This window comes from Paenibacillus sp. DCT19 (assembly GCF_003268635.1).
Lineage (GTDB): Bacteria > Bacillota > Bacilli > Paenibacillales > Paenibacillaceae > Paenibacillus.
The window spans coordinates 1,484,665-1,497,566 of sequence record NZ_CP029639.1 but is presented as its reverse complement, the minus strand read 5'-3'; the positions used below and the strand labels follow the sequence as shown (position 1 = coordinate 1,497,566).

General features: G+C 45.6%; 11 protein-coding genes and 1 pseudogene. All 12 read right to left on the bottom strand.

Annotated features, from left to right (window positions below; translation table 11 throughout):
* Positions 1-7 precede the first annotated feature (7 nt).
* Positions 8-934, bottom strand: a complete 927-nt coding sequence (locus tag DMB88_RS06520) for an LCP family glycopolymer transferase (RefSeq protein WP_128100699.1) — start codon at positions 932-934, stop codon at positions 8-10.
* A 14-nt stretch (positions 935-948) separates the two neighbouring features.
* A pseudogene (locus tag DMB88_RS06515) lies at positions 949-2,279 on the bottom strand (UDP-glucose/GDP-mannose dehydrogenase family protein).
* 30 nt (positions 2,280-2,309) lie between these two features.
* Positions 2,310-3,728, bottom strand: coding sequence for a sugar phosphate nucleotidyltransferase (locus DMB88_RS06510; RefSeq protein WP_128100698.1), 1,419 nt, complete (start codon positions 3,726-3,728; stop codon positions 2,310-2,312).
* Positions 3,725-4,753: a polysaccharide pyruvyl transferase family protein gene (locus DMB88_RS06505; RefSeq protein ID WP_128100697.1), complete on the bottom strand. Its 1,029-nt coding sequence runs from the start codon at positions 4,751-4,753 to the stop codon at positions 3,725-3,727. Before DMB88_RS06505 ends, DMB88_RS06510 begins: the two co-directional genes overlap by 4 nt.
* Positions 4,743-6,113 (bottom strand): lipopolysaccharide biosynthesis protein, encoded by a 1,371-nt coding sequence (locus tag DMB88_RS06500; RefSeq protein WP_128100696.1) that lies wholly within the window; start codon positions 6,111-6,113, stop codon positions 4,743-4,745. Before DMB88_RS06500 ends, DMB88_RS06505 begins: the two co-directional genes overlap by 11 nt.
* A gap of 10 nt (positions 6,114-6,123) precedes the next feature.
* Positions 6,124-7,023 carry a glycosyltransferase gene (locus DMB88_RS06495; RefSeq protein WP_128100695.1) on the bottom strand — a complete coding sequence of 300 codons (900 nt, stop codon included), beginning with the start codon at positions 7,021-7,023 and terminating at the stop codon, positions 6,124-6,126.
* A 27-nt stretch (positions 7,024-7,050) separates the two neighbouring features.
* Positions 7,051-8,073 (bottom strand): glycosyltransferase, encoded by a 1,023-nt coding sequence (locus DMB88_RS06490; protein WP_128100694.1) that lies wholly within the window; start codon positions 8,071-8,073, stop codon positions 7,051-7,053.
* A gap of 15 nt (positions 8,074-8,088) precedes the next feature.
* Positions 8,089-9,021: a glycosyltransferase family 2 protein gene (locus DMB88_RS06485; protein WP_128100693.1), complete on the bottom strand. Its 933-nt coding sequence runs from the start codon at positions 9,019-9,021 to the stop codon at positions 8,089-8,091.
* A gap of 261 nt (positions 9,022-9,282) precedes the next feature.
* Entirely contained in the window at positions 9,283-10,350 is a 1,068-nt protein-coding gene (locus DMB88_RS06480; protein ID WP_128100692.1) for a glycosyltransferase family 4 protein, read from the bottom strand.
* Between the two features lie 240 nt (positions 10,351-10,590).
* Positions 10,591-11,061 (bottom strand): PssE/Cps14G family polysaccharide biosynthesis glycosyltransferase, encoded by a 471-nt coding sequence (gene pssE, locus DMB88_RS06475; RefSeq protein ID WP_254438620.1) that lies wholly within the window; start codon positions 11,059-11,061, stop codon positions 10,591-10,593.
* 5 nt (positions 11,062-11,066) lie between these two features.
* The gene (gene pssD, locus DMB88_RS06470; protein ID WP_056694282.1) at positions 11,067-11,525 is read right to left on the bottom strand and encodes a PssD/Cps14F family polysaccharide biosynthesis glycosyltransferase; all 459 of its coding nucleotides are present in this window, start codon (positions 11,523-11,525) and stop codon (positions 11,067-11,069) included.
* On the bottom strand, positions 11,522-12,868 hold the full coding sequence (locus tag DMB88_RS06465) for an O-antigen ligase family protein (protein WP_128100690.1): 1,347 nt from the start codon (positions 12,866-12,868) through the stop codon (positions 11,522-11,524). The genes pssD and DMB88_RS06465 overlap by 4 nt, the downstream gene beginning before the upstream one ends.
* Between the last annotated feature and the right edge of the window lie 34 nt (positions 12,869-12,902).

Here is a 12,902-nt window from a genome sequence, read left to right as displayed (position 1 = left end):
TTTCCATTTACCCGGAGTGTTCTTTGATCAGCTGATGTATACGATCCTTTTCAGACTGTTCCACCATATAGTAATATACTCCGTCTATTTTTTTACCTGTGCCCTTAATTTCAACCGATTCGACATGCTCCAGAACGTTACGATATTTGGTGAGCATGGACTTCATCTCATCAAATGAAACATCTGTTTTGACATGCTCGCTCACTTCTCCAAGAAGTGATTCCAACTGAAATACCGTGGAGACTTGCACCGTGCTTTTCAACACCTGCTTAATAATTTCCCGTTGCCGGTCATTACGTCCCAGGTCACCCTTCGGGTCATCATAACGCATACGAGAGAAACCTAATGCGCTCGCACCATCCAGGTGAATCGTACCTTTGTCGAATTGGTAACCCTCATATTCAAAAGCAAATGGATTCTCCACATCTACACCACCAACCAAATCAATGACTCGCGCAAACCCTTCCATGTCCACCTTCAAGTAATAGTCCATCGGTACACCGAGAAATTGCTCGACGGTCTGCACAGACATATTTACCCCGCCAAAAGCATAGGCATGGTTGATTTTGTCCTCGGTTCCACGCCCCACGATGCTCGTGCGAGTATCGCGGGGAATATTAAACATGAGTACGGATTTTTCAGCTGGATTGACACTGAGCACAATCATGGTGTCAGAGCGTCCACGATCATTGGCACGTGTATCAACACCTAGAATAAGGGCATTAAACGGTTCCTCGTTCTCCAGATCAATGGGAAATCTGCCGCCTCCCCTGTTATCTACGATAGATACCTCTTTGACCGGTTCCCGGGGCTCATAGATGTCGTTTGCAGCCGATTTAACGTTAAGATACAGATAGACTGCATAACCGAGCACAATCGCTATCATGAGAAACACAATTGCTAACGAAATCTGGATTCCCCGTTTGAGTTTCATGTTCATGCCTCCGGTCACAGAACTGCGGTTTTTCTACCATCGATATTGGTTAAGCCAGGACGTCCAACGGAGTAATATTGAAAAGGTGTACCCTTGATCTGAACTTCTTCATAGATGTTTCTTCCATCGATGAGAATCGGTTGATCCATATGCGCAGCTAGTTCAGTCAGATCAACCTCCATGAATTCCTTCCATTCGGTCAGGACACAGAGTGCGTGTGCATCACGAGCAGCCTCCATCGCACTTGAAGCCCATGTGATTGCTGGTGAATCAACCTCCTTCCGGAAATTCTCTGTAGCGATAGGGTCATAAGCTTTCACCGTTGCTCCCTGTTCTAGCAGGCGCTGAATAATCTCAATCGCTGGTGCATCCCGTACATCATCCGTATCCGGTTTGAAGGCGAGGCCCCACACCGCAATCTGTTTGCCATCCAGTACATCCAATGCCTCTTCTAGTTTACGAATGACGTTAAAACGCTGATCCTTATTCACTTCGACTACCGATTTCAACAATTTAAAGTCATAATCGACATTGCCCGCAATTTGAATCAGCGCTTGTGTATCTTTAGGGAAGCATGAGCCACCATAACCAATGCCTGCTTTCAGGAAGGAAGAGCCGATCCGCTTGTCATACCCCATACCTTCAGCTACTCGACCAACGTCTGCCCCACCTTCTCACAGATATTTGAAATTTCATTGATGAAGGATATTTTGGTTGCCAGAAAGGCATTGGATGCATACTTAATCATCTCCGCGGAGCGGATATCCGTCGTAATGATCTGATCCGTCAAAGGCTGATGCAACTCCTTAAGCGTCGCCACAGCGCGCTCACTGGCTGTTCCAATGACAATGCGATCCGGGTATAGCGTATCCTTAACGGCCGTGCCCTCACGCAAGAATTCAGGAACCGATGCCATATCAAAAGGATGCTGGGTCAAACTGCTAATCCATTCCTGGATTCGGTCGTTTGTTCCGACAGGAACCGTGCTTTTAGTCATAATTATTTTGTAACTATCAATATGAGAACCAATTTGTTTGGCAACGAGTTCAACATAACTCAGGTTGGCTTCACCATTAGGCAAGGAAGGTGTACCTACAGCGATAATAATGATGTCTGAGCGGTTGATTGCCTCACCGATCTCTTCGGTGAATGATAATCTGCCCGCTTTCATGTTAGCATTCATTAATTCTTTCAGTCCCGGCTCATAGATGGGCACATTGCCTTCTCTAAGCAGCGCAACTTTATCCGGATTATTATCTACACAGATGACGTTGTTCCCAATTTCAGAGAAGCACACACCCGAAACCAAACCCACATACCCCGTACCAATCACAGTAATATTCATCGCCATATCCCCCATCTTCCTAAATAGTTGTTAGGCATGCTTAACATACGTTTTCACGATGTCCTGCCACTGTGTAGCCACTCGAACAATGTCTTCCTCGATCAATTGGCTACCGATCTGAACCTCGATAATCTCCAGCTCCGAGAAAGCTTTGACGGAGTGCAGCATTCCTCGATCAATAATGACCGTATCCCCCTGACGGATCATTCGACTCACACCGTCCAGAATGAGTTCGCCTGTTCCAGATACCACTGTCCATACTTCATTGCGCAGTCGGTGATATTGATAACTCAGATTGCGCTCAGGACTGATGCAGATGCGTTTGGTTAAGACCTCGTCACCGCCTTCATTCCTTGTATAATCAAGCACGCGGTAACAGCCCCATCTACGTTCCTCATACATTGGGCGCTGATCCTCATGCTTCACGATTTCCTTAATCCGCGGACTTGCATCCTTGTCACTGACTAAAATGCCATCCGGGCTGACCGCGACCACAATGTCGGAAAGACCGAGGATAGCCACCGGAATATTCAATTCATTGATGAGATGGGTATTGGTTGAATCTGCAGTAATCCATCCCTTGCCCACAATTGGAGCATTCATCTCCTCTGTGAGCGTGTTCCATGTTCCAAGGTCTTTCCAGTAGCCATCGTAGGGCACAGCAATAATGTGGCTTGCCTGCTCGACAACCTGGTAATCGAAGCTAATTTTGTGTAGTCGTCCGTACTGCTTCAGCATCTCGTCGTATTGAATAGGCAGCTCCATATCAATGAGCAGGTTGATGAGATAACCTAATTTGAACGCAAAAACCCCGCAATTCCATAAGGCAGCCTGTTCAATCATGGCGGCTGCATCGGATTCGCAGGGTTTCTCTTGGAACTTGGCTACGTTAACGTAACGATCTGGCTCATCATCGTAGAACTTGCTACTGCGGTTGGACTCCTTACTCTCAGAGGACGTATGCTCCGGAATAATATAGCCATACTTCTCTGAAGGATAGGTTGGCACCACACCCATCAGCGCCAGATCCGCACCCGACTTTTCGAGCAGATCTGGCAAGGTTGCCAGCACATCGAAGAACTCTTTTTCCACAAATGGATCAACGGGCAGTACGGCAATCGTCTCATGTAGACTCACACTTTCCACCGAATACAGATATGAAGCCGCAAGCGCGATCGCTGGGAACGTATCTCTACGCTCAGGCTCAACGATCAGCTTCACGTCTTCACCAAGCTGTGCAGTCAGAATCTCAACTTGGGGTAAACTTGTGGCTACAAGCGCTTCAGACGCAAGTCCAGCTTGACCGAGCTGCCGCCAAACCCGCTGTACCATGGATTCCGGGCTGCCTTCGGGATTACGTAGAACTTTCAAAAATTGCTTCGATCTGGAGTCATTGGACAATGGCCAGAGTCGTTTGCCTGATCCACCAGATAATAGAATGCTTCTCATAACGCTGTACCATCGGACAACGCAACTGATCCGTTAGCTTTGGTTTTATCCACCGATTTGCTATACGTGTCCGTCTGACCCGACTCCAATATGCCCTTGGGATTGTTGCGTGTCCATGCCCAATAGTAGTTGGAGTTTTTGCCATACGAGTTATCTAACAACACGTTCGGTTGATCGAGCAAACATGCCAGAATATGCCCATGCAACCTGGAGGTCGTCACATTTTTGTATTTCGAGAAGTTTCTGATAGCCTTATGTACCATATAGTCGGAATACTTCGACCAGAACCATTGAATAGGCAAGAAGGTATTGCGAGACTTCAGATTGGATGTCACCATGCGGATAATTTTGCGATCCACCCGGTTGTACAATGTGTTCCAATCCAAAAATGCTCCATCCCCTTTAGCGGCTGATTCATATTTGAGCTGTTCCTTGTTCTTCTCAATATCCTCCCTGAAAAAGAACAGTCGATCCAGAACGGCCTTACCTTTGGGCTGAATCGGCCAGAGTTGATGCGCCATATCCGGGCAGAGATATACACTCGTCTGGTTAAATTCCTTCTGAGCCAGCTCATAGGTAGTCTGATCTCTAACATAGAAATGTAGATCTTTATGAAAGTTAAGCACTTTTGCTGTCTTTTTCAGCTCAATATCGCTTTTGAAAAAAATCGTCTGCGGCAATATGACAATGCGATTCTTCGGATGGCCTGCAATAATCTTCTCTCTCATCTTCTGATGAACAGGATATAAGTCCCCAAAATTCCCACCACCCTGCATCACAATGATGGCATGTTTAGGAATATTGAGCGGAAAAGGAACATCCCATACACTGTACCTCTGGAGAACACGAATATCGTTATCTTTGAAGAAGGCCTCCGTGCCTTTCATAATGAGCAGATCCCCACCATTGTTGTACACAGGATAGTCGATATAAAATATTTCCGATTGTGGTGGGATGACATCTAGAATCTGCCTTAAATGTCGCTTCAACTCTTCCATCGGGTGAATGTTGGGATTAGCCAGCATCTCCATCTCCTCCTTGGGTGACTCTTCTTTTTTTGTTCAACCGTTCATATAGGAAAGCCAAATCTTTTTTGTCAAAAAACATGCTGCTGAACTTCACTTTAAATGCAAACTTCATCGCTGCAACGGTAACCAGCATCCGTACGATCGAACCGATAAGGAGAGCGAACGCAATACCATTGAGCCCCCATAAAGGTGTGAATACAAAAAATAAACCGATCGTGACAGACAACGCAATCAGCTGTCTAATCATCACCAGTCCCGGTCTGCCCAAAGCATTGAATGCAGAAGCAAGGATCCACGAACCACCGCCAATAATGCATTCAAACGCCAAAATATAAAATGCCTGACTCGCTTCCAAAAACTCCTTCCCAAACAAAACGCCCATTAGCCAGTTGCCAATGAACATCGTTGGCAGAACAACAATGGTCATGATCATCAAGGAAAGCCGGAACGCTCGCCCAACCGTACGAATCACCTGATCCTGTGGTAATCCGGTGACCTTGGGGAACACAACGCTGCTTATCGCGTTTTGCACCGCATTGTAGATACGGGACAACGCAAAAACGACCGAATAGAGTCCAAAATCTCTCGGCGTAAGTAGGGCCAATATAATAATCTTGTCAAACTGTGTATACAAGGTACCCAGAAGCTCCACCCCGAACACGCGACCTCCGTAACCAAACAGGTTTTTGGCTGCCTTCCGATCGATCCTCTGTCGAAACCACTTAAACTTCAAACTGCCTCTGAGCGTATAGGCTGCCCATGCAACCACAACGACAGAGCTTGCCAAGGATACAAATGATGCGATGCCAATGCTCATTGCACCAAGCAACCATAATGAAACCATGACAACCACTTTCAACACAGGGTTATATAAGCGAATCCCGTTATACACTTGGAATCTGTCACGACTCTGTGATAGTGCAGATAGTAAATTGATCAGGATCAGCACGGGAATACTGGTCACCGTAAACCAGCGGGCAATCGCGTTCACGTCTGCGGGATAATCCGCCATCCACGTAGGCATGAATAGCCAGGCAATCGTTCCGAGAATGAAGCTGATCGGAATCTGAACCATGAAGCTCAGCCGCAAATACTCGGCGCTTTTCTCCGCAGCTTCACGTTTCAGGTTATAGATAATGGAGGTTGGCAGCCCCCAGCTTACCAGACCGATGAGAAATGTCGGCCAGAACAGGATCGCTGAGAAGGCGCCCTTACCTTCAACGCCGAACATCCTTGAAGTGATAATGGATGTAATGGTGGTGAAGACCATAATAATGACGTTGGTTCCACTGGTATGAACAATCGTCTGTAACAAACCATTGCCTTTTAAGAGTTTAGGGAGTGCGAGTTGTGACATGAACTATTCCTCATTCCTTACTGTTATATCTGAGTATGCCGATAATCAGGCCATTCCGGTAACAGATCTGGGCGAGTTGCCGGGTAAAACGCTTTGGACTATAGATGCACAGCAGCGCTCGAATTACGCCTTGACCCAAGCGAATCGCATGTTTCAGTGTGCGAACTGCACCCTTGTCTTTTTTACGAACTGCATCACTAACCCCTTGCCAGAACACACGCCGCAAAAACCAGTTCTTGGTCGTTCGCTCCTTGGATACCTTGTGTTGCACCGATCCGAAGGGTGTATAAAACACTTTGTGGCGTACTCTAATTCTAGCGATTAGCTCGCTCTCTTCATTGGATAACAGGTTCTTCCCCACTCTCCCGAGGTCTTCACGAAAAGGGACAATATCTCGAAATACCTGGGTACGAAAGGCGACATTGGCACCAAACGGAATCGATGGGCTCGGCATCTCCACCACATGATCTGCATAATCCAAAATGGTGTACAGGGATAGATTCTCACTGGGTATCCAATCTGGCTTCCGGCTCTCCCAGAGAGGATCGATCTTGCCCCCTACCACTCCGATCGCACGATCACTGTCAAATACACCGACAATGTGCTGAATCCACAGCGGAGATGCAATGGCGTCATCATCTAAGAAAAGAATATATTCACCGCGTGCTTCACGGATCGCTCGATTCCTTGCTGCCGACAAGCCAGGTGTCTTCTCCAGCACATACTTGACGCGATCTCCACCTTCGCCAGCCTGAATCTCTTGGACAAGCTTAGCGGTATGATCGGTTGAATTGTTATCAATTACGATAATTTCATACTCAAATTCAGCATGTTGCTGAATGGCACTATGAACGGACTCACTTAGATCATAGGCTCTATTGTAGGTGCATATGGCTACAGTGGCTTTCATTCGATCGTCCCCGCATCCTTTATTGATTTAGATGGTATAGAGCGAAATGGTGCGCTTCGCAATTCCCGACCATTCCAGCTTTTCAAGCATCGTTTGAAACCCTTGACCTTCCCTGAACTCGTCGTCCTTCGCCCGGATCTGCTTCATCGCCTCTTCCAGCCCGTTCTGATCTGCAGGATCATATAAGACTGCACAGTTCTCGGGCAGATACTCTTCCATAAGTCCGATCCGCGGAGCAACGACAGGCTTGCCAAAAGACAGTGCCAGTATGGCACTGCCTGATGTCGCAATATTTTTGTACGGTAGAATCATCGAATCAATCGCTTCAAAATAATCCGAATACTCCCCGTCCTGAATAAAGTTGAAGTACGTATGAATCCGATCTGATTGACCTATCGATGCCTCTAGATCATAATCGGCCGCTTTCTTACCGGCTATCAACAGATGAGCATCCGGCCATTTTAGATGATTGAATGCCTTAATGAGATCATCTACCCCTTTATAGGGTGATACCTGACCAAAGAAGGCAAAGACATAGTCATTCGCCGGGATGTTGAACATCTCTCTAATGTTCTGCCCTGTCCGTCCATACACCCCTTGGTAATGTCCGTGGGGAATCACTTCGATAAGGCTTTCTTTCACATGAAACGTCTCGCACACACTACGAATGAGCGGTTTGCCCATGACAATGAGTTTGGTACAATTCCGTACCAGAAACGTCCTCATCCAGTAATCATGCCAAGTTCTACCGCTGTTATGCGGCCATATATTATGCACCGTCCAGAACAACTTCGCACCCTTTAGTCGCACGTAAACAATCATGAGAATGAACAATATGGACTTGATGAATGTCGAGAACGCGTTGTTTCCTTTGTAATAAAAGCTCGGCCAGTGAAAATGTAACACATCGTTTTTACGTATATTTCTGAGATCTTTCTTGGAAAAGTGCTTCACATCCCACCCCTCATCCTCGATGGACTGTGACAATAGTTCATTGAATTTGTTCGTCTTGATCATTTTGGGCAACATGTAGACGATGGGTTCTCGCATGATAACACCTCTGTTTTAGGCTGTTCCTTTATACTCTTTGTTCAACGTTTCGCTCCGTAGCTGTCTTCGCAGACGAAATCCAAGCAAGATGGTTCTTACATTACGCTTGAGCAGCGTGAAGTTTCGCCACCATGGATATAGCGTTAGGGTCTTTTTGAGAAAAAGGGTATTGCGGTTAGGGTTCTTCGACCATTCCATCATGCGATAATGATGAAGCTGGCGTCTCTTCTGTTCTTGGCTCATGTCCTTGTAATACTTAATCAGCACTCTCCGTTGCCCTTGGAATTTTTTCTTGGCAGAGGTCGAGATGCGCGGCCCTGGATGAATATAAATGTGCACCAGCGGTTCCTTCACATTAATTGCATGATGCCCCCGTTGCAGAATACGTAGATAGAAATCATAATCCTGAGCGGAGGTTAATTGTTCATCAAACATAACCGTGCGTGCCAACTGCGTTTGCACCATAATTTTGGATGTTTCGCCAATCCAGTTGTACGTCAGCAAGTCCTCGTAGAACACCAGCTCACGGGATTCGACAGATACCTTTCTCCGCGTAACGTTATCCTCCCGATCCACATAGACAAGCACTTTGCTGCAAAAACAAAATAGTCCTTTGTTCTGCTCTAACGTCTGGGTCTGAGCCTGAATCTTATCAGGCAACCACTGGTCATCATCGTCCAGGAATGCTATATATTTGCCATTGGCACGCTGTATCCCTAAATTCCGGGCATGATTCGCACCTTGAGCATAGGGAACCTGTATATAATGGATTCGTTGATCCTGCTTGAGCCATGCTCTACATACCTCTTCCGTATGATCCTTAGAACCATCATCGACAATGATAATCTCCAGATGGGGATAGGTCTGCGCCATCACACTTGCCATGGCCTTCTTCAATAACTCAGCGCGATTATGCGTAGTTATAATACAACTCACTAATGCTTTCATAGAACCACCTTTCCCTCGAAACTATACAGATTAATTATAAATATTTACACTGACCACTCCGATGACAGAACAACCCTCCGATCGCTGTTATCCCCAGATTTTTCTGATTCCCTTTTTCAATGGGGAAAATCCGGGGATAAAGGCGAGCGCTTCGCTTCTTCATGTTATTTCTGTCCTCTCCGTTCTTGTGTAATTGTATAGTTCAATCTATACAGGACGTACTTATATCCCAAAAGGAGCTGGATTTTCATATACATCCTCCTAAGACACGTTCACGTGCACCTTGTCATAGATAGACGATAAGTTATGCATGAGATCGTTCATATTGAACTTGGAGGTAACCAGTTGCTTGTTATTCAAGCCCATTTGCAGCCGCAGCTCTTTATCCAGAATGATCCTTTCCAGCGCATGAGCCAGCGCCTCAACGTCCCCAGGCTCAACTAAGAAACCGTTCAATTCATCCGCAATCACTTCCGGTATTCCGCCTACTCGGGTAGAGACAATGGGGAGTCCACTATTCATGCCTTCCAGCACCGCCATAGGAAGTCCTTCATGATAGGAAGGCAGAACTAATAGATCCGCATGTTGTAATAAACGTTCCTTCTCTTCGCCCCTGATCCATCCAGGCACCTCGACATAATCAGAGATGTCATACCGCTCCACTAGCGCTCTAACTTCGTTAACCTCTCCATCGCCTGCGAGGGTAAAGACCGCTTCTACGCCTCGTTGCTTCAGTTGCTGGATCGCTAACAGAAGATCATATACCCCTTTTCTCTTACCCAGCCGCCCCATGAACAAGCAGCGTGGAACTGGACGCTCTTCCCTAATCGGAGGTTCTTTAATGAACACGCCATTATAGAGCACCTCGATCTTGGACTCGGGTACAATCTTAGAGAAAAATTCCTGCCATGTATAGGACAGCACGATTAATTTATCCACCTGATTCAGCACAACCTTGCATAACTTCTGTTGCAGTGGATGTCGATTATAGAACACATCAAAACTGGAAGCATGAATGTGGACAATTACTGGTACCCGGAATAGTTTACGCCCAACAAGAATGAACAACGCTTTACGATAGAAGCTTCCGTTATACGACATATGAATATGGATCATATCGGGTTTGAAGGTAACGAGCTTCCCGAGAAATTGAAGAAAACCCTTCATGAAGATGAGCAACCTTGCCAGAATACTGCCCGTAATATAGGTTTCAATCCGTTGTAGATTGTATTGCTCGGCGATATGCGAATTCTCAATATTCACAATGACACTCACAATCCCGCCCATGTCCTTCGTCGAAGAACCGATGACCAGCACCTTAGGTTTCATTCTTCCACTCCTTTTGAATCATCAAGAGCATTCGTAATCAAAAGCAGACTTTATAGTCCAAGTTCAAAAAATCTGGTTTTCAGTACCAAGAAGATGGGATAAAGCTAGAAATAGAGTAGCGGAGCGTAGTTAGAGCTACGTGAGCAACGGATATTTCGGCTGAATTCCATGTTCGGCGCTGAGATGCCAGTAGGCATCTTTCGTAATCAAAAGCAGACTTTTTTGAACATCCTCTGAGTCTTATAGGGAATTGATGTAGCCTTTGATGGATGATAGCAATTGCGAGTTACTCTTCACATAAGGCTTGAAGTCGAGCTGATCCAGATTCGATATTAATGCAGACAGTTCATCCTCGTTCTGAGCAACCGAAATGTAACCTTTGTCTTGAAATACTTTGGCGATCTCAAGTTGATGATTATCCACATGCTCCCCTTGATCCTTACGCCTAGGCATGACGATGACCTTTTTGTTCATCTGCAGTGCACTAGTGATCACCCCGACACCTGCATGGGACAGAACAAATTCACTTTTGCCAATATGCTCATTCATCTCTTCCTGATTAAAAAAAGGCTTATGCTTATAATGGCGAGGCTTATATTCACTGTAACCTGACTGCACAAGAACGTCTGAAGGCAGCTTGCCTTCTTCAATCAGATTATCGATCGCCTTCAGAAGCCGGTTAAATTGAAATCGCTGCGTTCCAAGCACCACAAAGATCAAAATAAAGCCCCCCTATACTTCGCCTTCGGATATGCTTCTTGCAACGTTTCCCATTGAATATAGAATTCATCGGCAAACTTGTAGATCAATCTGCCCGTTAGCGTTGGCGAATATATTTTGGCATAACTCTCGACATAGACCAGCTTCGCTCCCATCAATTTCCCGAGCAAACACAGCGGATATACCGCTCCGGCTCCTGTTGTGATCAGAACCTTTGGTCGCTCCTTCAGCAAAATGAACAGCGAAGTTATGATGTTCCGCAGAACGATAAATATAAACAGCATATTTTTGCGTTCCTGTTGCGATAAGAAATAGGTTCGCTGGGAGAGATTCAGCTTGCTGCTCGCTTCGCTTTTCTCCGTTACCAAAAAGTAATCATGATCCTCAACAGCAGGAACTAGATTTAACAGTTGATTCAGATGGCCTCCTGTTGAACTTACCAGACAGACTTTCATTGCAAGATCTCCTTTCGAGGGGCTAACTTCGGTAGTTCTTCAGGTTCAGGGTTTTGCTTGTTGCTCGTCAGGTATAACGAATTCAGATATACACAGAAGGGAGCAATTAAATGCATCGTGGACAACGTATTGTCAAAGAAGGAATACACCAGGAAGCCAAGAATCATTCCGAGAAAGTAAGGCTTCACCAGGGAATTCATGCGACGATACACTTTGAGATACACGAAAAACAAAGCACCAAAGAACAGCAGTGCTCCTACAAATCCACCATCATAGTAGAAGCGAATGTACTCATTATGCGGAACAACAAAGCCAGAAAAGATACTTCCATCGTTCGCAACTAGCGCCGAGCCAAGTCCTTGACCAAAGACAGGGTGTTCATTCGCCCTATTCGTAAAGAAAGCCCAGGCAGAATCCCTGCCAGACAACCCCTTGCTCTCCTGCCTTAACTGATAATTGTCCCACTGAGCAGAGACCATCACAGTCACCGCCGCCAAAAAAAGAACAACTGGAATTAATGCACCTGTTCTGCCCTTCGCAAACTTCCGCACATGGTCGAATAAATACATGCACACTATCGGAATCAGTGCGATAAGAGGACCACGAGTTCCCGTCTGGATTAATATAATAAAATGAGTTAGCGTCAGAGCATAATTCAAAATAACCTGGTGTTTATTTCGAATTTCGATAAGACATACACAGATGGAGATAAAACATAACATCCCCAGATGCGCTGCTATATTGGCCCCTTGCAAACGATTCACGCCCGAGATTTCAAAGCTTATGATCGACAGCATCCCCATTTGTTGCAGGAAGAAACCAGCGATCAAGCTAAACACCGGGAGCCAAGCAAGAACCCTTATGATCCTCATATTAATTTCCTTGGAGAAGTTAACCATCAATAATAGAAATGGCACAACTAATCCCAGAAAAGATTTAAAGGGATCAATTGGGCTCATCTTGTCAGGCATATCCGATAAAAAATAACTTTGCACAAAGAGATAACCAACTGCTAGAGCAGGATAGATCATTTCCTTCCTGAAGCCGTATCTTAGAAAAATAGGAAGGATAAAAAATAAAATAAGTAACTTATAGAAGGATGAAGAATCAAAACCCATCACTTGCATTCTAAAAATTTTGTCCACAGATAACGAGAACGTGCCGACCACCACAAAATAGACCCAGCTAGGATGCTTCATATACACCCCTAGCAAGATCAACGCCATCAATGCCATTACCGCAACAATAGGTACGTAAATAGCGAGGCTAATAATGAACAGCGAGGCAAAAACAAGATATAACGCACCTAGTTTAGAAGAAGCAAAAAATGCTGCTTTTTGCATGTTAGCTATGCCACCTCAGAGCCAGAATCGTATT